Raw genomic sequence first — 18,743 nt, forward strand, 5'->3', positions numbered from 1 at the left:
GCCAGTGGGAAGTCAACCCCGCCAAAATTCCCTCTTATTCACTAGGATTTTGTTGACAAGTCCCCGTCGGAACGCTATACTGAAAGGCGAAAAGTGTGCGGTCCGGCCGCAAATCCTGACTTTTGGAAAGGAAATCTGCTATGAGCGCCATCAAGCTGCGTGAGGGTATCTGGTCCGTCGGCATTCTGAATCCCGCCCTGCGGGTATTTGACATCGTCATGGAGTCCAAATACGGCACCTCCTACAATGCCTATCTGCTCACCGGAGAGAAAAACGTCCTCATCGAAACCGTCCACCTGGACTATTGGGACGAGTTTGTGTCCAACGTGGAGGAGGTCCTCCCCCTGGAACAGGTGGACTACCTGATCATGAACCACACCGAGCCCGACCACTCCGGCAGCGTGGCCCGGCTGCTGGAACGCTGCCCCAATCTGACGGTGCTGTGCACCACCTCGGCCAAGAAGTTCCTCACCGCCATCGCCAACCGGGCGCTCCCCTGCCGGGTGGTGAAGGATGGAGACACCCTGGACCTGGGCAATAAGGTCCTCCACTTCCTCACCGCTCCCCTGCTCCACTGGCCCGATTCCATGTTCACCTGGGACCCGGCGGACCGAACCCTGTTCACCTGTGACTTCCTGGGGGCCCACTTCTGCGAGCCCACCATGAAGGACACCGGCATCCACCCCGTCTACCGGAATGCCTACGAGGGGGAGCTGCGCTACTATTTTGACTGCATCTTCGGGCCCTTCAAGCCCAGCGTTCTGGCCGGACTGGACAAGATGCCCGCCGAGGCCGAGCTGGTCTGCCCCAGCCACGGCCCCGTCCTCACCGAGACCCTGGCCCATGCCAAGGAGCGCTACCGCGCCTGGAGCACCCCCGCCCCCAAGTCCGGCCCCACCGCCGCCGTGCTCTACTGCTCGGCTTACGGCTGCACCAAGGCGATGGCCGAGGCCGCCGCCCGGGCCCTGGCGGACGAGGGCTTTCAAGTCACCGCCGCCGATCTGGTCTATGACGCCGCCGACGTATCCGGTCTGGTCAACGGCTGCGACGTGGTCCTCTTCGGCGCCCCCACCATCAACCGCAATGCCCCCGAGGCCATCTGGCACGCCGTCCACGCCGTGGACGCCATCAACACCAAGGGCCGGGCCGCCGGCGCCTTCGGCTCCTTCGGCTGGACCGGCGAGGCCGCCGACATGCTTCAGGCCCAGCTCGCCCAGTTGAAATTCAAGACCTTGGAAAAGCCCTTCAAGGTCTGCTTCCGGCCCACCGAGGCCGACCTAGCCGCCGTGGCCGACTACGCCCGGGCCGTGGCCGCCCTGACCGCCCCCGCTAAGCCCGCCGCACCCAAGGCTCAGAAGTATGTCTGCTCCATCTGCGGCTACATCTATGACCCGGAACAAGGCGACGCCAAGGGCGGCGTCGCCCCCGGAACCCCCTTCGAGTCCCTCCCCGCCGACTGGGTGTGTCCCCTGTGCCGCATGGGCAGGGAGATGTTCAAGCCTGCTCCCTGACCAATGTAAAAAAGCCTGTTCGGATGTCCGAACAGGCTTTTTTATACCTCTTTCCGCCCATCCCCCAGGATGAGGGCCTCCCGCTCCTGCCGAGTCAGGCTCCGGTCCCGCAGGCGGTAGAGCCCGCTCCCCAGGGCCGTCAGCCCCAGGGCCAGCAGGTACTCCAGGGGCGTCAGCGCCCCCGGGCTGAAGGGTAGCAGGATGTTCCCCGCCAGAAAGAGGGCGGCCAGAACACCGAACGCCGCCATGGGCCTCCCGCCGGGCATGCGCACCGGCCGGGGCAGGTCGGACCGGGTCCGGCGCAGCCGCAGCACCGCCGCCAGGGTCATGACCCACATGACGATGGTGGCCAGGGAGGCCACGTGGATGAGGGGCCGGAAGAAGAGCTTTCCGGTGAAGGGGGCGGGCAGGACGAAGGCGGCGGCGAACCAGACGCACCGGGTGGGGGTCCCGTACCGGGGGTGGAGCCGCCCGAATCCGCCGGGGACCAGCTTGGACCGGGCCAGGCCGTAGAGCATCCGGGAGGAGGAGTAGAGGGTGGAGTTCATCACCCCCACCGCCCCCACAAGGGCTGTGGCCAGGAAGGCCAGGCGCACCGCCGGCCAGCCGGTGATGGACACCAGCACATCGGCAAAGGGGGCGGTGCGGTCCACCGCCGTCCGCCAGGGCAGGTTCCCCGCCACCGCGGTGGGCACCAGGCACAAAAGGGCGGTGACGATGAGCAGGCAGGTAATCAGGGCGGCTCCCGCCTTCCGCGCGGCGGAGCCGGTGGCGTCGGCCGCCGCCTTGGCCACCGTCTCCCATCCGGCCACCGAGAACACCAGCATGGACAGCAGGGAGGCCGAACCGCTGAAGTGGAATTCCAGCCCACCGTCGGCGGCGTAGACCGCCGGGTCGAAGTGGGAGAAGCAGACCGCCAGCCCGGCCAGGCACATGGTGAGCAGCACCACGGTGGCCAGCTTGGCCAGGGAGGCGCACAGGTCGGCGCCTCGGTACTGGATATAGACAATGGCGCCGGCCAGGGCAAGCTGGCACAGCACATTGGGCAGGGTCACCGAGTGGCCTCCCACCGTATAGAGCAGCCCCACCCGGCCCAGGGCGGGAAACAGCTCATCCAGCAGGGAGATGGCGGCCAGGTCCACCCAGCAGAAGACGATGGAGTTCATCAGCACCCCCGCCCAGCCCACCGCAAAGCCCCCGCCGGGGCCGAAGGCGGCGCTGGAGTAGACCACCTCGCCCCCTTGCCGTGGCAGCATGGGGATGGCCTCCATATAGGCAAAGGCGAAGGGCAGCTCGACGACGATGCACAGGGCAAACGCCACGGCCAGGTTCAGGGGACCTCCCGCCACCTCCAGCCAGGGGCCGGTGAGCAGGAGCCAGGACGTACCCAGCATACACCCAATGCCCATGGCCACCAGGCCGAAAAAGCTGATGGACTTGTTGCCGTCTCCCATATACCGCGCCTCCCTGCCGGGTCTCCCCAGCCGTGCAGCCGGGTCCCGCCCCGTTCATCACCGCCCAAGGGCGTACCGCGCTGTGTGGTAATCTCTGGAACAGACATAAAAGTTGTATTCGTATGCCGCGCTCCGGGCCGTTCCGAAGCTGCTCAGGTTCTCCACCCGGATCCGGTATGCAATCCCTGCATCCGCCGGTTGCATGGGGTCATCATGGGTCAGCCCTCCCTCCCCAGCATCTATTTCCGCTTCTTATCCCGCAGATAAATGTGCTTGGTGTGGGGGTTGGAGGTCTGCCGCGCGTCCACCTCGAAGCGGGGCAGGCTTTTGATGAGGGTGGTGAGCTTGGAAAAGCCATAGTTTCGGGGGTCGAAGTCGGGTCTCTGTTTGGCCAGCAGGTTGCCCAGCTCTCCCATAAAGGCGTAGCCGTCCTCGTCCGCGATCATCTCCAGCGCGTCGGCGATCAGATCCACCATCTCCGGCGGCACTCCCCGCTCGGGTTCGGCGGCGGGCGGCTCCGGCACGGGGGGCTCCGGCGCGGGCTCCGGGACCTCGGCCGCCTTCTTCCGGCCCTTCCGGCTCTTGCCGGCGGCTGGCTCCTCCGGCCTGGCGGCGGACGGCTCTTCTTTGGCAACCTCCGCCTGCTCCTGGAGCTTCCGGGCCGCGGCCCGTGCCTTGTCCCCGGCAGCCCGTATGACCTCGATGTAGACAAATTTGTCGCAGGAAGCGATAAAAGGCTGGGGGGTCTTCTTCTCCCCCATGCCGATGACCTTCATCCCCGCCTCCCGCAGGCGGATTGCCAGCCGGGTGAAGTCCGAATCGCTGGAGACGATGACAAAGCCGTCGCACCGCCCGGTGTAGAGCACATCCATGGCGTCGATGATCATGGCCGAGTCGGTGGAGTTCTTGCCGGTGGTGTAGCTGTACTGCTGGATGGGGGTGATGGCGTTCTCCAGCAGGATGGGTTTCCAGGAGGCCATATTGGGGGTGGTCCAGTCTCCGTAGATGCGCTTGATGGTGGGGGTGCCGTAGACGGCGATCTCCGCCATCACGTCCCGCATGGCGGTCCGGGAGGCGTTGTCCGCGTCGATGAGCACCGCCAGGCGCAGATCTCTGTCATTTTGCTGTGGCATGTGATCCTCCCTTAGTCGCTGAGCACGAAATGGAAATAGCGCAGCATCTCGTACCAGTCGTCGCTGTCGAAGCATACATTTTTGCCGTCCTCCAGCCGGGCGCCGGGGTAGAAGCTCTTGGAGTAGGCCAGCTTGTGTTCCCGGAACCGGATGACCGACTCGAAATGGTCGGGCATGTGCACCCGGCACCGGTCGGCTTTTTTCACCGCCTCCTCGGCGCCCGCCCGGATGCGCTCCACCGCCACCGCCGGGTGGAGGGAGACCACCCCTCCGCCCACACCCCGATTGACAGGGACAGTGACGATCTCGGGGATGAGCTCCCGGGCGAAGGCGCACAGGTCGGCGTCGCCGGACAGGAAGGCCACCGGCACGCCGTAATAGCCGGCGGTGTAGGAATTGAGAAGAAACTCGCTGGCCCGCACGCCATTGATGGCAACGTACTCGTTGCCCAGGTTCATGGTGTGGCTGAGGGGATTGCCGGGGCAGGCGGCCCAGGCGTGATAGCCCGTGAAGAGCACCGCCCCGAAGGGGGCGGAATCCAGTCCCGACATCATGGACAGCGGGTCCCCGGTCCACCCCCGCAGGATGCGCGTCTCTCTGGGCAGGGCGGTGGGGTCAAGATTGCGGGCGGTGTCGTGGGCATCCTTCAGGAGAATATCTTCCGCCCCCGCCGCCACGGCTCCGGCGCAGGCGGCGGCTACCTCCCGGGTCATCTGCTGCTGGAAGGGCCGGTAATCGTCCATGGTCTTGCGCTCGGTCTCGGACCAGTCGGCGATGCCGCAGGTCCCCTCGATGTCGGCGCTGATATAGATCTGCATTGCTGTACACTCCTTTTTCTCTCCGACGGGGCGGTTTCGCCCCGATATTTTCCTTTTTAAGTATACCACATCCCTTTTTCTTTGGATACAGCAACCTGTGGGACTTTTGGGCAATTTTTGTCGCTTTGTGGAAAAATTTTTCTCAATTTCCGGTTGGTATTGTCCTCCGCCGCGTGTTTGTGATACAGTATAGATACGCTGCGAAAGGGGGAAGGCGCATGCCGCCCGGCCTGACCGCGCTGGAGCTGGAGACGGATCGCGCTCTGCTCCAGCAGATCTACGAGCAATATGAGCCCCGGATGTACCGTGTGGCCCTGCAGGTGCTGAAGTCCTCCGTCCTGGCGGAGGACGCCGTTCACGATGCGTTTCTCAAGCTCATCAAACATTTTTCCGAAATCCGCAAAATTTCCTGTAAGGAATTGGAGCCCTTCGTCGTTATTATAGTGAAACGGACTGCGCTGGACCTGCTCAAGCAGGAGAAGCGGCTGACCTCGCTGGAGGACGGCTGGGACCCGCCCGCCGGGTCCGGTCCCGAAACCGAGACCGCCTACCACCGCCTGGTGGAGCTGATCCGCTCCATGCCGGACACCTACCGGGAGGTGCTGGAGCTGCGCTGCGTGCTGGAGTGGTCCAACAAGGACATCGCCCGGCGACTCTCCCTATCGGAAAATGCCGTGGCGGTGCGTCTGATGCGGGGCAAAGCCTTGCTGCAAAACAAACTGGAACAGGAGGGGTACGGCCGTGAAGGATTCGGAATTTGACGCTCTGCTGCGCAGCGCCCTTCTGGAGGCCGCCCGACTGGATGCCGAGGCCCTGACGGAGGGTGAGACCGAGGCGCCATCCCGCTCGCTGGAGTATCAGGCCGAAATGGCCGCCCTGCTGCGGGACCCCATCCGCGGCGGTGCCCGGCCCAAGGTCCGGCCCGGCCTGTGGCGGCGCAGCCGCCTGTTCCGCTCGGCGGCCTGTCTGGCGCTGGGGGCGGTCCTGTGCCTGGGCAGCGCCGTGACCTTCAGCCCGAGCGCCCGGGCCTGGGTGGTCCACTTCTTCAGCCAGCGCTTTGAGGACCACTCCGCCTTCTCCTTCCAGGGGGATGGGATGGACGGCCCGGACGACGTCCTCTACCGGCCCACCTACCTCCCCGCGGGCTATATGGAGGACCGCTCCCAGGGCGATCTGCCCGAGGATATGGCCATCTACGTCAACGATCAGGAGCAGTTCCTCTACTTCTCCTATATGGCCGGCAACACCGCCGGCACCTTCGCCGTGGACAACGAGCACTCCACGGAAAAGCTCATCACCATCGGCAAGGACTGTCAGGCCCATCTGCTGGAGACCATCAGTCCCGACTATCCCAGCTTCCTCATCTGGATGGACGAGGAGAAGGGGGCGGCCTTCCTCATCGACGGCTACGTCTCCCCTGAGGAGCTCATCCGGGTGGCGGAGAGCGTGCAGGCGCAGTAAGCGCCCGGTCTGCATCCATCTTTACGGGAGGGAGCCGCGATGAAGAAAACGCCAAGACATACCGCCGTCTGGTTCGTCGTCACCTTTGCAGTGTGCGCTCTGGCGCTGGGTACCTTCTACCGGACCAGCGCCCAGGGTGAGCTGTCCCCCCATGTGCGCTATCAGGGGGAGTATTACGCCTGCCTGCATGACCAGCCTCTGGACTACGGCCGGCTGGAGGAGCGGCTTCTCCCCGCCGGCGTGGTGGATACCCTGGTGGAGGAACGGGCGGAGCGGGACTTTCAGACCAACTGCGAGGCCTACTGGGGCGGCGGGCTGTACCGGGACCCCAGCCAGGCGGACACACTCTACCTCCGGCTGAACGCCAATACGCCGGAGGAGACGCTGCTGCTGCTGGAAAAGGCAGCCTGAACTTCACGGAAAAGCGCCGGGGCAATGCCCCGGCGCTCTGTGGTTTCGTATTACAGCGCGTCCTCGATGAGGCCGTAGCCGCCGTTTTCTCTTTTATACACCACGGAGAAGGCTCCGCCGGCATCCTCGTTCTTGAAGGCGAAGAAGGCGTGGTCCACCAGGTTCATCTGGAGGATGGCCTCTTCCTGGGTCATGGGCTTGATGGGGAAGCGCTTGACCCGCTCGATCCTGAACTCCTCCTCCTCCTCGGGCACGAAGTCCGAGACCTCCGCCACATCCACGGACCGCTCGAAGGCGTCCTTGCGCAGACGTTTTTCCAGGCGGGCCTTGTTCTTGCGGATCTGACGCTCGATGGTGGACACGGCCGCGTCGATGGAGGCCCGCATGTCGGAGGTGCTCTCGGAGGCGCGGAGGATCATACTGCCGGAGCGGACGGTAACCTCGGCCCGGTTCCGGTCCTTTTCTACGCTAAAAGTAATGGCAGCCTCCGCTTCGCTGCTGAAATAGCGGTCCAGCTTGCCCACCTTTTTTTCGGCGTAGGCATGGACGGATGCAGGCAGGGTGACCTTCTTGTCGGTGAATACGAATTTCATTCGATTCAGCTCCTTCTTCCGCCCCCGGTGGGGGGCTATCGTTGACGGCGGACGGAGTGCCCGTCCTCCGGGTATTTTTATTATACCAGCTTTCCCCCAAAAAGTCACCGCCAATCTGGAAATATTCTGTGAACTTTTCACAATGTGCGTTTGGAGCGGCCGTCAGCCCTTGACCTGTTTTCCCCCGATGAACACATAGCGCACCTTCCCGTTCCAGTCCAGTGGATGGCCGGTGGTGACCACAATATCGGCGTCCTTGCCCGGCTCCAGAGAGCCTACCCGTTTGTCCAGACCGGCCAGCCGGGCGGGATGGATGGTGATGGCGGCCAGGGCCTCCTCGGGCTCCAGACCGCCCCGGACCGCCAGAGCGGCGCAGATGGGCAGGTATTGGATGGGGATCACCGGGTGGTCGGTGCAGATGGCCACCGGCACCCCCGCTCGGGCCAGAATGGCCGGATTCTCGATGGTCAGGTTGGCCAATTCCGGCTTGCTGCGGTCGGTGAGGCTGGGCCCGGTGATGACCCCCGCCCCCTCCGCCGCCAGCAGCTCGGGCAGCAGGTGGCCCTCGGTGCCGTGGACGATGACGTATTTCAGGCCGAACTCCCGGCAGATCCGCACCGCGGTGGCAATGTCATCCGCCCGGTGGGCGTGGATGTGGACGGGCAGCTCCCCCCGCAGGACGGGGATCAGGGCCTCCAGCTTGGCGTCGTAATCCGGTGCGTCGGTATCCTCCTCGGCATCGGCCTTGTCCTGCTTGTCCATGTACTCCAGGGTCTTGGAGAGCTCCTGCCGGATGACCGCCGCGGTGGCCATCCGGGTGATGGGGGTCTCCTTGCGCTCGTTATACACTGTTTTGGGATTCTCCCCCAGGGCCATCTTCATGGCCGCCGGGGCCCGGAGCACCATCTCGTCCACCCACCGTCCGTCGGTCTTGATGGCGGCAAACTGCCCGGCGATGGGATTGGCGCTGCCCGGCCCGGTGAGCACCGTGGTGACGCCCCCCTCCCGGGCCTCGTGAAAGCAGCGGTCCTGGGGATTGATGGCGTCGATGGCCCTAAGCTGTGGGGTACAGGGGTCGGTGGACTCGTTGCCGTCGTCGGCCTCAAAGCCCAGAGCATTGCCGAACATGCCCAGATGGCAGTGGGCGTCGATGAAACCGGGCAGGATGTGCCCGCCCCCGGCGTCGTACACCGGGCCGGCCGCCGCCGCGGTCCGGGCAGACATCTCCCCCACCGCCCGGATCTTTCCATTCTCTACCTCCACATAGCCGTGGGGGATCACCGGCCCAGCCATAGTGTGGACCACTCCGTTGAGGATGCGCATCATGATTTTCCGCCTTTCGACAAAAGTTCTCATTGACATTTTTAGGAAGTTTATGTAAGATAGGCTTGTACGCGAGGAAGCGTATTCCCACTCTGGCTGGAGTTCATTCCATTCTCCCGCACAATCCCCTTCTTTGAGCGCCCTGGTGCTTCCGGGCGCTCCCTTTTTTGCCCCGGACAAAAAAAGGGCGCGGCCTCCGGCCGCGCGCTTTTTCCATTTTTACTTGCGTCCTCCGCGGCGGGAGCTCTTCTTCTCTAAGTACCGCATCTCGGACAGCTTGCTGTCCGAGGCCTGCATAAAGTGCTTGAGGCGGTCCTCAAAGGTCTCCGGCTCGGCAGGCTGCGCGCCGCGAAAGCCGCCGGAACGGCCGCCCTGGCGGGGTGCGCCGCCGGGACGGGGCGCGCCCTGGCCCGCGGGCCGCGGGGGGCGGGGAGGAGGATCCATCGCCTTTTTGATGGACAGATTGATGCGGTTGTTGTCATCAATGCCGATGACCTTCACCTTGACCTCCTGTCCCTCCGTGAGGTAGTCCTTGACGTCGTTCACGTAGGAATAGGCGATCTCCGAAATGTGCACCAGCCCGGACCGGCCGCCGGGCAGAGACACAAACGCGCCGAATTTTGTGATTCCTGTCACTTTTCCTTCCAGGATCGAACCAACACCAAACTCCATACCTTTTGCTAAATCCTCCTTGCAATTTACCCCGGGGACCCTCGCTCAGTTCGAGGCGATGAAAATGCGCTCGTCCGGCGCAGCCAGGCCCAGCCTGTCGCGGGCAATGTCCTGGATGCGCTCAGGGTCGCCGCTGTTTTCCACGTCGTCGGCCAGGTCGGCGTTTGCCTGGGTCTGCGCCGCCACCTGCCGGCTCAGGTCGTCCCGCTCCGCCTGGGCGGAGGCGATCTGTCCCTGCAGATTCAGGAGAGAAGTCGCCAGGTAAATCAGCAGAGCGAGTACGACGATTTTTGTGAGCAGACCCGCCTTTTTTGTCTTTACCACGGCCCTTTTCCCCCTTTTCCGCGCCCTGATTTCGCTTCAGGGTCTCCATTTCTCCGGGTATCAGCCTTATTTTATACCATCTCCGGCTATAATGAAAGATATTTTTTGCAATTTTAATAAGTTTTTTACACAGAAGGCCCAGCCAAATCATGGGCAGGGCGGCCAGATGGCAGAGATAAGCGATCCCGTCGGCCAGCAGGCCCGCGAGAAAGAGGGCGGGGCGGCTGAGGAGGAGGAAATAGAATACCGCCCCCACCCCCACGGCGATGACCATAAAGATCCGCAGCCGCCCTCCGGTGGCCACGGCGTAGACGAAAAGGGCGGCGGTGAGCAGGAGCCAAAAGAGGAAATCCAGGACGGGGCCCAGCAGGGGGAGGCGTAGCCTGCGCCGGAGGACCCGCATAAGGTCGTAGACCAGGCCCGCCCCCATGCCCAAGATCGCCGCCCCGGCAAAGGTAAGAGCCTGGTCCCACAGGTCGATGCCCATCCTACCGGAACAGCCGGGCGAAGAACCCGCCCCGGTCCCCGGCATCGTCCTCATAGGTGAGGGAGTCCACCGAGCCCTCCACCTTCAGGTCCCCGCCGTCCAGACTCAGCTTCTCGATGTGCAGGTCCTCCCCCCGCACCACCAGGGAACCTTTGGAGGTGGACATGACGATGGTGGTTTCGTCAAAGCTCTCCACCTCCTCCACTCCGGAGACCGTCAGGGACTCCCGTCCCTCCAAAATCACGTGGTGGGCCGCCTCCGGACGGACCCGTTTCTCCTCGTATTGCATCCTGATCCCGCCTTTCCCACAGCTTTGTACCATCTTATGGGACAGGGCGGTCAGATATGCTTCTCAGTGGGAAAGGGCTCGCTTCAGGGGCCGGGCCAGCAGAGTGGTGACGGCAATCTTCAAAAAGTCCCCGGGCAGGTAGATCAGCATCCCCGCCCGGACCACATACCAGATCGACAGGCCCTTATCCAAATAGACGTTCAGGATCAGGTACATATACGGCAGACCCACCAGGTAGAGTACCCCCAGCCCGGCCAGGCAGGCCGGGACGATGCGCCGGGCCTGGGTCCCCTCCCCCGCCAGACGGCCGATGACCCAGGCGGCGGGGATCAGTCCCAGCAGGAAGCCGAAGCTGGGCTGGAACACATAGCCCAGGCCGCCGCCCATGGTAAAGACGGGCAGGCCCGCCAGCCCCAGCGCCACATAGACCGCCTGGGAGGCCGCCCCCCAGCGGGGCCCCAGCAGAACCCCCGCCATGGCAGTAAAAAAGAACTGGAGGGTCAGGGACAGGGCGCCCAGGGGAATCTTCAAAAAGGCCCCGATGGCGGTGAGGGCGGCAAACAGAGCCGCCAGGATCAGGGAACGGGTCTTACTGTGCATACGGGTCGCTCCAATCGTAAACCATTTTTTATATTGAGTTTACAATAGTATAGCGCAGCCATCGCCGGTTGTAAACTATTTTTTAATTTTTGTTGACAGCCTTTGGCCCTCAGCTATAATAAAAGGGTATTAGGGTGTCTTGTCAAGGGTCCAGGCAAAAAGGAGGCTTTGATATGCTGGAGGAAGAGGTCCTGGCGCTGCTGCGCGGCCATGGGGAGGGGCATCTCTCCGGAGAGGCCATGAGCCGCACTCTGGCGGTAAGCCGCGCGGCGGTGTGGAAGGCGGTGGAGGCCCTGCGGCGGGACGGCTACCAGATCACCTCCGCCCCCAATCGGGGCTACCGCCTCGCCGGCGGTCCCGACCGCATCCGGGCAGGCGAGCTGGCCGGAGCTCTGGCAGGCCGCACCGTCGGGCGGGAGCTGGTCTGTCTGGAGACGGTGGACTCCACCAACACCGAGGTCAAGCGCCGGGCCGCCGCCGGAGCGGCCGAGGGTCTGGCCGTTCTGGCCGAGGAGCAAACCGCCGGCCGGGGCCGTAGGGGGCGCTCCTTTCAGTCCCTTTCCGGCAAGGGACTTTACTTGTCTATCCTGCTGCGGCCGGCCGTCTCGCTGGCCGATCTGTCCCAGCTCACCGCCTGGACGGCGGTGGCGGTCTGCCGCGGCATCCAGGCCTGCTGCGGAGCGGAGCCCCAGATCAAGTGGACCAACGACATCCTTCTGAATGGAAAAAAGCTGTGCGGCGTCCTGACCGAGCTGGAGCTGGAGGCCGAGAGCGCCGCCCCGAGCCATGTGGTGGTGGGCCTTGGGGTCAACGTGAGTCAGACCGCCGCGGACTTTGGCCCGGAACTGGCCGATATCGCTACCTCGCTGAAGCTGGAGGGCTTTTCCGTCCGCCGTGCGGAGCTGGCGGGGCGGATCTTGGCCGCGCTGGACGACCTGTATGCCGCCTTCCCCGCCGGCAAGGCGGACTATCTGTCCGACTACCGGGCCCGGTGCGCCACCACGGGCCGTGAGGTGCTGCTGCTCCGGGGGGGCGCCCAGGTCCCCGCCTTCGCCGAGGCCGTCGACGACGACTTTGGCCTGGTGGTCCGCTGCCCCGACGGCCGCCGGGAGACCGTCACCTCCGGCGAGGTGTCGGTCCGGGGCCTGATGGGACAATATGTGTAAAGGAGGATGCCCTTTATGAATGCCGTCCAACGCCGGGAGGCCCTCTCCCGCTGCCTGACCGAGACCCTCTGCCCGGTGAGCGCCACCGCCCTGGCCCAGCGCTTTTCCGTCAGCCGCCAGATCATCGTGGGGGACATCGCCCTGCTCCGGGCGGCGGGAGCCAACATCGTCTCCACACCCCGGGGCTACCTGGTGCCCCGGGAGGTAGGCGGGCGGCTGCGCACGCTGGTCTGCCGTCACAGCGCCGCCGAGCTGGAGCCCGAGCTCAACATCATGGTGGACAACGGCTGCACCGTCATCGACGTGGCGGTAGAGCACCCGGTGTACGGCCAGCTCTCCGGGCGGCTGGAGCTCTCCTCCCGGTATGATGTGGGAGAATTTATACGCAGGGTAAAGGAGGAGGGGGCCAAACCCCTCAGCGTCCTCACCGACGGCATCCACCTGCACACCCTCCGCTGCCCGGACGAGGACGCCTTTCAACGTGTCCGGACCGCGCTGGATGCGGCGGGCTTTCTGGTGAAGGAGTAGCTTCCGCTTGACAAATATCCAAAATCCGCTATAATAGGACCTTACAGGTGTCTTGACACCTGTAAGGTCCTATTATTTTACCCAAAGGAGCCCGCCACTATGGACAAGCTCAACGCCTTCCTCCAGCGCAAAAACATCGTCATCTCAGCCAAGCGATACGGCATCGACGCCCTGGGGGCCATGGCCCAGGGCCTGTTCTGCTCCCTGCTCATCGGCACCATCATCAAGACGCTGGGCCAGCAGCTCGGCGTCCCGTTCCTGGTGGACATCGGCGGCTACGCCTCGGCCATGTCCGGCCCCGCCATGGCCGCCGCCATCGGCTACGCCCTTCAGGCCCCTCCGCTGGTCCTCTTCTCCCTCATCGCCGTGGGCTCCGCCGCCAACGGCCTGGGCGGGGCCGGCGGCCCTCTGGCCGTACTCGTCATCGCCATCCTCGCCGCCGAGATTGGCAAGGCCGTCTCCAAGGAGACCAAGGTGGATATTCTGGTCACTCCCCTGGTGACCATCTGCGCGGGCGTGGCTCTGTCGGCCTGGTGGGCCCCCGCCATCGGGGCGGCGGCCTCCGCCTTTGGCCAGCTCATCAAGGACACCACCGTACTGCAACCCTTCTGGATGGGCATTGTCGTGTCCGTGCTGGTGGGCATCGCCCTGACCCTTCCCATCTCCTCCGCCGCCATCTGCGCCGCCTTCGGCCTCACCGGCCTGGCGGGAGGGGCGGCCGTGGCGGGCTGCTGCGCCCAGATGGTGGGCTTCGCCGTCCTGTCTTTCCAGGAAAATCGCTGGGGCGGCCTGGTAAGTCAGGGCATCGGCACCTCCATGCTCCAGATGCCCAACATCGTCCGCAATCCCCGCATCTGGCTCCCCGCCATCGTCACTTCCGCCATCACCGGCCCCATCGCCACTTGCGTCTTTCGGTTAGAGATGAACGACCCCGCCGGCGGCGTGGCTTCGGGCATGGGCACCTGCGGCCTGGTGGGGCAAATCGGCGTCTATGCCGGCTGGGTCAGCGACGTGGCCGCCGGCATCAAGCCCGCCATCACCGCCTTTGACTGGGCGGGGCTGGTCCTGGTCTGCTTCATCCTCCCCGCCGTACTCTGCTGGGCCCTGGGTCTGGGATGCCGGAGGCTGGGGTGGATTAAGGAGGGGGACCTGACCCTCTCCTGAACTTCTACGCAAAAAAACAGCGGCCCCGGACGAAGATCCGGGGCCGCTGCCCTTTTATTCCAGGCTGTACTGTTCCACCAGCTCCACCGTGATATCCAGGGTCTCCCCTTCCCGCCAGAGGCAAAACTGGATGGTCTCCCCCACAGCCAGAGCGTTTTTCAGCTCCAGCAGGTCGTCGTTCACCGACAGCTCCACCCCATTGGCGGACAGCAGCACATCGCCGGTGCGGATGCCCTGGGTCCAGGCATCGGACTTCTCCTCCACCTGCTCCACCCAGAGGCCGTGGTCCAGGCTTCGTCCGGTTCTCTCTTCCGCGGTGAGAGGCCGGACAGTGATCCCCAGCATGGGCCGCCCCTTTACCACACCGTAGCCGATCAGATCGTCCACCACGGTCTTGGCCGTCCGGGACGGGATGGCGAAGCCCAGCCCCTCTACCGTGGAGTTGTAGGCCATCAGCTTCATGTTGGTGATGCCGATGACCTGACCCATGTCGTTGATGAGCGCGCCGCCGGAATTGCCGGTGTTGAGGGCGGCGGTGGTCTGGAGCAGGGTCATCTGCCGGCCCTCCACCTCCATGTCCCGGTTAATGGCCGAGAGGATGCCGTCCGTCATGGTGCCCCGCAGCTCCTCCCCCATGGGATTGCCGATGGCCACCACCACGTCCCCCACCTCCATCTGGTCGGAGTCGCCGAACTCGGCGGGCGTCAGACCCTGAGCGTCGATCTTCAGCACCGCCAGGTCGGTGGCCGCATCGCTGCCCACCAGCAGGGCCTCGTACTGCCCGCCGTCCTCCAGCACCACATCCGCCCGAAAGCTGCCTTCAATGACGTGGGCGTTGGTGATGATGTATCCATCCGCGGACATCACCACGCCGGTGCCCTGGGCAATGCCCTGTCCGGTGGCGGCCCGGATAAAGACCACCGAGGGGCTCACCTTTTTATAGATGTCCTGAAAGCTCATAGCCGCCTCCGCGGGCCGCTCGGCCAGGGTGAGGACCGTGCCGTCCCCGGTGGGGGCCCGCCGGAGCTCCGGCGCGGGCACCAGCTCCACGGAGGGCTGCCCGACGCCGGGCTGTCCCTGAACGGTTCCGGGCAGCAGCGCCTCCAGAGCCACGGGCTGGGCCCGCAGCGCCAGCAGCACCGCCGTCCCGCCCAGCAGCAAAGACAGTACGGCCAGCAGGGTGGCCGCTCCCCGCTCGGAACGGTCTTTCTTCCGCCGCGGCGGGGCGGTCGGTTCCGGCTCTGCCGCAGACAGGACCGCTGTCGTCCCGGCGGGGGCGTCCTGAGGTGTGTGGTCATAGTAATAAAGCATAGGGACCTCCTGTGTGGCGGCTCAGGCCAGCGTCAGCGTAAAGGTAAATTCCGTCACCCCGTTTTCGCTGGTGACAGAGATGTTTTCTTTGTGGTTGTCCAGAATGGTCTTGACGATATACAGCCCCAGCCCCACGCCCTCCCGGTCCTCGCTGCGGGAGTGATCGGTCTTGTGGAAGCGGTCAAAGACCAGCGGCAGCTCCTCCGGAGGGATGGTCTCACCCACATTACGCACCGAGATGTAGGCCTTTCCCCCTTTGGCCGCCACGCCGATGCCCAGGGTCTCTCCCTCGGCGGAGAACTTGATGGCGTTATCCAGCAGATTGTAGCACACCTGCGTGATAGCGTCTGGATCCCCCCACACCTTGACGGGCTCCTCGGGGAGCTGGGTGTCCACGTCCAGATGGCGGGAATTGATCTTGCCCTCCAGGCTCACCAGCACCCGCAGCATGATCTCGCTGACGTCAAACTGCTCCTGGGCGGTCACGTGCTCGGCCGACTGAAGGCGGCTCAGGTCCAGCATCCGGCGCACCAGGCGGGACAGCCGCCGGGTCTCGGAGGAGATGGTCTTGAGGGCGGCCTCCTGCTTTTCCGGCGGGACGGTGCCGTCCAGGATGCCGTCGGCAAAGCCGGCGATGGTAGTCATGGGGGTCTTGAGCTCATGGGAGATGTTGGCCACGAATTCGCTGCGCCGGGCCTCGGATTTGGCCAGGGAGTCCGCCATGGCGTTGAAGGCGGTGGCCAGCTCCCCCACCTCGTCGCAGCGTTCGCAGGAGCCGCTCACCCGCACGTCGAACTCCCCGTGGCCAAACTTGCGGGCGGCCTCGGCCATCTCCTTCAGGGGCTTGGTCTGCCGCAGAGAGGTGACCGAGCTGGTGATAAAGGCGATGAGCAGCACCACGATGGAGGTGAAGAAAAAGATGCTGGCGAAGGCCCGCCACATCTCAGTCAGGCTGGCAGTCTCGGCGGCCACAAAGACCATGCCGAACAGCTTATCCTGCACCACCAGGCCCTGGCCGGTCTTAAAATCAATGGTCTGCACCAGGATGGGGGTCCCGGCCACGAACCGCTTTTCCGGAAAGATGCCCCCCAGGTCGGTCATGCCGGAGTAGCTCCCGGTGGCGGCCACCTGGCTGACCATATAGGAGGGCACCACGCCGCCGGCCAGGTTGGACCCGTCGCTGCCGTCGGAGGAATAAAAGATCAGGCCGTCGGTCTCGGTGACAATGACATAAGAGTCGGAAACCTTGGCCAGAGTGTCGATGTTGACGGCGTAATCGTTCTGCTGCCCCAGGGTGGTGGAGGCGGTGCTCAGGGAGCGCATAAAGGACTGGGCGATGTACTTGGCGTTGTCCCCCAGGCTGTCCCGCTTCTCCTGGACGGCGTACTGGTAGGAGAGGGTGACGAAGGCGCCCCCCAGCAGGGCGAAGGAGATCAGAATGACCCCCGCCATCAGCATAAATTGACGTTTATAGAGGCTTTTCATGGGCGGCAGTTCCCCTTCTCTCGCGCATTCCGGCCCGTTCAGGCATTGACGGCCTCGAACTTATAGCCCACGCCCCAGACCGTCTTCAGGGACCACTGGTCGGAGACGCCCTCCAGCTTCTCCCGCAGCCGCTTGATGTGCACGTCCACCGTGCGGGAGTCGCCAAAGTAGTCGAAGCCCCACACCTCGTCCAGGAGCTGATTGCGGGTGAACACCCGGTTGGGGGAGGCCGCCAGATGGTAGAGGAGCTCCAGCTCCTTGGGGGGGGTATCGATGCGCCTGCCGTCCACCACCAGCTCGTAGGAGTCCAGGTTGATGACCAGCTTATCAAAAGAGAGCTTCTTCTCGCTCTCGCCGTTCTCGGCGCCGTAACGGCGCAGCACGGCGTGGATGCGGGCCAGGACCTCCTTCATCTCAAAGGGTTTGACGATGTAGTCGTCGGCGCCCCCCTCCAGGCCCTGCACCTTGTCGTTGGTCTCGCCCTTCGCGGTGAGCAGGATGACGGGGGTCTTGTCGGTCTCCCGGATCTTCTTGAGGACCGACCAGCCGTCCATGACAGGGAGCATGATGTCCAGCAGCACCAGCTCGGGGTGGAAGGAGCGATACAGCTCCACCCCCTTGCCGCCGTCGGGGGCCACCTGGGTCTCGAAGCCCTCCTTCTCCAGATAGAGGTGGAGCAGCTCGGCAATGTTGTTGTCGTCCTCCACGATCAGGACCTTCCGGGCCATAATTTCACCAGCCTTTTCTCTCATTCGGGCGGAACCGCCGCCCGCTTTGCTTTCTGCTCTATTATATCCGATTCCAGCCTGATTGGATGAATATTTTGTAAATCAGCCCTTATGGTCGGCGTAGACGTGGTCCACGCTGACCACCGTATAATAGTTTCCCGGCAGGGCCTTGACCGCCGCGCCGATGGCCTCCTGGACCTGCTCGTCCTCCAGCCGGCAGTGGTAGGGCACGGCCACGTCGAAGATAAGATTGGTGTGCTCGGGCCCGGCGGTCATGCGGAAGTCGTGGATGGTCATATCCGGATCGATTCGCCGGACCAGCTCGGTCACCTGAGCCTTTAGGGCGTCGGTGCGGGGGTCGCCCACGGCGATGGGGTCCATATGGATGACCACCTCCACCCCCAGCTTCCGGCGCAGCTCTCGCTCCAGATTGTCGATGACGTCGTGGATGACGAGGATGTCGGCGTCCATGGGCACCTCGGCGTGGAGGGAGGCCATGCACCGGCCGGGGCCGTAGTCGTGGACCACCAGGTCGTGCATCCCCACAATCTCCGGCCGGCCCAGCACGGTCTCCTGAATGCCCCGGACCAGCTCCGGGTCGGGGCTCTGGCCCAGCAGGGGGTCCAGGGTGTCCTTGGCCGCCCCCCATCCCGCCCGCAGGATGAATACCGCCACCAGGACGCCCACCCAGCCGTCAATGTACAGGTCGGCAAAGTGCCCCACCAGCGTGCCCAGCAGGACGGCGGAGGTGGCGGCGGCGTCGGAGAGGGAGTCGGTGGCGGTGGCCATCATGGCGGCCGAGTCGATGCGGCGGCTCAGGTTCCGGTTGAAGAAGAACATCCACAGCTTCACCAGAATGGAGGCGCACAGGATGCCCACCGACAGCCAGGAAAAGGCCACCTCCACCGGGTGGAGGACCTTCTCCAGGGAGGATTTGGCCAGCTCCAGGCCCACCACCAGGATGGCCACCGCCACGGCCAGGCCGGATAAGTATTCGATACGGCCGTGGCCGAAGGGGTGGTCGTCGTCGGCCCGCTTGGCCGCCATGCGGAAGCCCACCAGGGTGACCACGGAGGAGCCCGCGTCGGACAGGTTGTTGAAGGCGTCGGCTGTGACGGCGATGGAGCCCGTCAGCACGCCGGCGACAAACTTTCCCGCCGACAGCAGCAGATTGAGCACGATGCCCACGCCGCCGGACAGCAGGCCGTAGGCCTGCCGCACGGCGGGGTCCGAGCCGTCCTCCGGCCGCCGGATGCATCGTTGGACCAGCCAGTCTGTCATACCC

21 protein-coding genes and 1 pseudogene are annotated in these 18,743 nt (G+C 64.5%); 8 read left to right on the forward strand and 14 right to left on the reverse strand.

Annotation, left to right across the window (positions count from 1 at the left end):
* The first annotated feature begins 140 nt into the window (after window positions 1–140).
* The gene (locus B3H64_RS02390) at window positions 141–1,511 is read left to right on the forward strand and encodes a rubredoxin (RefSeq protein ID WP_286732640.1); all 1,371 of its coding nucleotides are present in this window, start codon (window positions 141–143) and stop codon (window positions 1,509–1,511) included.
* 41 nt (window positions 1,512–1,552) lie between these two features.
* Here the strand turns inward: B3H64_RS02390 and B3H64_RS02395 are convergent, their stop codons facing one another.
* The 3 genes from B3H64_RS02395 to B3H64_RS02405 form a co-directional block, all read right to left on the reverse strand.
* Window positions 1,553–2,965 (reverse strand): APC family permease, encoded by a 1,413-nt coding sequence (locus B3H64_RS02395; protein WP_050619338.1) that lies wholly within the window; start codon window positions 2,963–2,965, stop codon window positions 1,553–1,555.
* A 239-nt stretch (window positions 2,966–3,204) separates the two neighbouring features.
* A complete protein-coding gene (locus tag B3H64_RS02400; RefSeq protein WP_050619339.1) occupies window positions 3,205–4,098 on the reverse strand; it encodes an NYN domain-containing protein in 894 nt (297 codons plus the stop codon).
* A gap of 11 nt (window positions 4,099–4,109) precedes the next feature.
* Window positions 4,110–4,916 (reverse strand): M55 family metallopeptidase, encoded by an 807-nt coding sequence (locus B3H64_RS02405; RefSeq protein ID WP_050619340.1) that lies wholly within the window; start codon window positions 4,914–4,916, stop codon window positions 4,110–4,112.
* Between the two features lie 218 nt (window positions 4,917–5,134).
* Here B3H64_RS02405 and B3H64_RS02410 point away from each other — a divergent pair, with 218 nt between their 5' ends.
* From B3H64_RS02410 to B3H64_RS02420, 3 genes are read left to right on the forward strand one after another with little or no spacing between them, the layout of a single operon-like run.
* The gene (locus tag B3H64_RS02410; protein WP_050619341.1) at window positions 5,135–5,677 is read left to right on the forward strand and encodes an RNA polymerase sigma factor; all 543 of its coding nucleotides are present in this window, start codon (window positions 5,135–5,137) and stop codon (window positions 5,675–5,677) included.
* Window positions 5,658–6,377, forward strand: a complete 720-nt coding sequence (locus B3H64_RS02415; RefSeq protein ID WP_050619342.1) for a DUF4367 domain-containing protein — start codon at window positions 5,658–5,660, stop codon at window positions 6,375–6,377. Before B3H64_RS02410 ends, B3H64_RS02415 begins: the two co-directional genes overlap by 20 nt.
* Before the next feature lie 39 nt (window positions 6,378–6,416).
* Complete coding sequence (locus B3H64_RS02420) at window positions 6,417–6,788, forward strand: hypothetical protein (RefSeq protein WP_050619343.1); 372 nt, start codon at window positions 6,417–6,419, stop codon at window positions 6,786–6,788.
* Window positions 6,789–6,838: 50 nt separating this feature from the next.
* Here B3H64_RS02420 and hpf read toward each other — a convergent pair whose 3' ends face one another.
* The 4 genes from hpf to ftsL form a co-directional block, all read right to left on the reverse strand.
* Window positions 6,839–7,381, reverse strand: coding sequence for a ribosome hibernation-promoting factor, HPF/YfiA family (hpf, locus tag B3H64_RS02425; RefSeq protein WP_050619344.1), 543 nt, complete (start codon window positions 7,379–7,381; stop codon window positions 6,839–6,841).
* A gap of 162 nt (window positions 7,382–7,543) precedes the next feature.
* Complete coding sequence (locus B3H64_RS02430; protein ID WP_286732653.1) at window positions 7,544–8,707, reverse strand: amidohydrolase; 1,164 nt, start codon at window positions 8,705–8,707, stop codon at window positions 7,544–7,546.
* A gap of 216 nt (window positions 8,708–8,923) precedes the next feature.
* Window positions 8,924–9,376, reverse strand: coding sequence for a S1 RNA-binding domain-containing protein (locus tag B3H64_RS02435; RefSeq protein WP_286732656.1), 453 nt, complete (start codon window positions 9,374–9,376; stop codon window positions 8,924–8,926).
* Between the two features lie 45 nt (window positions 9,377–9,421).
* Entirely contained in the window at window positions 9,422–9,700 is a 279-nt protein-coding gene (gene ftsL, locus B3H64_RS02440; RefSeq protein WP_050619345.1) for a cell division protein FtsL, read from the reverse strand.
* 166 nt (window positions 9,701–9,866) lie between these two features.
* Between ftsL and B3H64_RS02445 the strand changes: the two genes are divergently transcribed.
* A complete protein-coding gene (locus tag B3H64_RS02445; RefSeq protein WP_050619346.1) occupies window positions 9,867–10,082 on the forward strand; it encodes a hypothetical protein in 216 nt (71 codons plus the stop codon).
* Here B3H64_RS02445 and yabQ read toward each other — a convergent pair.
* The 3 genes and pseudogenes from yabQ to B3H64_RS02455 all read right to left on the reverse strand — a co-directional run.
* Window positions 9,981–10,241, reverse strand: a pseudogene (yabQ, locus tag B3H64_RS12040) (spore cortex biosynthesis protein YabQ); the annotation flags it as partial. The gene B3H64_RS02445 and the pseudogene yabQ overlap by 102 nt on opposite strands.
* Window positions 10,189–10,476, reverse strand: coding sequence for a sporulation protein YabP (gene yabP, locus B3H64_RS02450; protein WP_050619347.1), 288 nt, complete (start codon window positions 10,474–10,476; stop codon window positions 10,189–10,191). The gene yabP and the pseudogene yabQ, both read right to left, overlap by 53 nt.
* A 63-nt stretch (window positions 10,477–10,539) precedes the next feature.
* Window positions 10,540–11,076, reverse strand: coding sequence for a biotin transporter BioY (locus tag B3H64_RS02455; protein ID WP_050619348.1), 537 nt, complete (start codon window positions 11,074–11,076; stop codon window positions 10,540–10,542).
* A 173-nt stretch (window positions 11,077–11,249) separates the two neighbouring features.
* Between B3H64_RS02455 and B3H64_RS02460 the strand changes: the two genes are divergently transcribed.
* From B3H64_RS02460 to B3H64_RS02470, 3 genes are all read left to right on the forward strand, one after another.
* Window positions 11,250–12,242 carry a biotin--[acetyl-CoA-carboxylase] ligase gene (locus B3H64_RS02460; protein WP_050619349.1) on the forward strand — a complete coding sequence of 331 codons (993 nt, stop codon included), beginning with the start codon at window positions 11,250–11,252 and terminating at the stop codon, window positions 12,240–12,242.
* Between the two features lie 15 nt (window positions 12,243–12,257).
* Entirely contained in the window at window positions 12,258–12,770 is a 513-nt protein-coding gene (locus B3H64_RS02465; protein ID WP_094762523.1) for a transcription repressor NadR, read from the forward strand.
* 99 nt (window positions 12,771–12,869) lie between these two features.
* Complete coding sequence (locus tag B3H64_RS02470) at window positions 12,870–13,934, forward strand: PTS transporter subunit IIC (RefSeq protein ID WP_286732666.1); 1,065 nt, start codon at window positions 12,870–12,872, stop codon at window positions 13,932–13,934.
* A gap of 54 nt (window positions 13,935–13,988) precedes the next feature.
* Here the strand turns inward: B3H64_RS02470 and B3H64_RS02475 are convergent, their stop codons facing one another.
* The 4 genes from B3H64_RS02475 to B3H64_RS02490 all read right to left on the reverse strand — a co-directional run bounded on the left by B3H64_RS02475 (window position 13,989) and on the right by B3H64_RS02490 (window position 18,739).
* A complete protein-coding gene (locus B3H64_RS02475) occupies window positions 13,989–15,245 on the reverse strand; it encodes a S1C family serine protease (protein WP_286732669.1) in 1,257 nt (418 codons plus the stop codon).
* A gap of 21 nt (window positions 15,246–15,266) precedes the next feature.
* Complete coding sequence (locus B3H64_RS02480; RefSeq protein ID WP_278893815.1) at window positions 15,267–16,730, reverse strand: HAMP domain-containing sensor histidine kinase; 1,464 nt, start codon at window positions 16,728–16,730, stop codon at window positions 15,267–15,269.
* A 38-nt stretch (window positions 16,731–16,768) separates the two neighbouring features.
* Window positions 16,769–17,458, reverse strand: coding sequence for a response regulator transcription factor (locus B3H64_RS02485; protein ID WP_238074734.1), 690 nt, complete (start codon window positions 17,456–17,458; stop codon window positions 16,769–16,771).
* Window positions 17,459–17,560: 102 nt separating this feature from the next.
* Window positions 17,561–18,739, reverse strand: a complete 1,179-nt coding sequence (locus B3H64_RS02490; RefSeq protein WP_286732673.1) for a cation diffusion facilitator family transporter — start codon at window positions 18,737–18,739, stop codon at window positions 17,561–17,563.
* Between the last annotated feature and the right edge of the window lie 4 nt (window positions 18,740–18,743).

The sequence above is a fragment of the Intestinimonas sp. UBA1698 genome (assembly GCF_002320075.1).
Taxonomy (GTDB): Bacteria; Bacillota; Clostridia; order Oscillospirales; family Oscillospiraceae; genus Intestinimonas; species Intestinimonas massiliensis.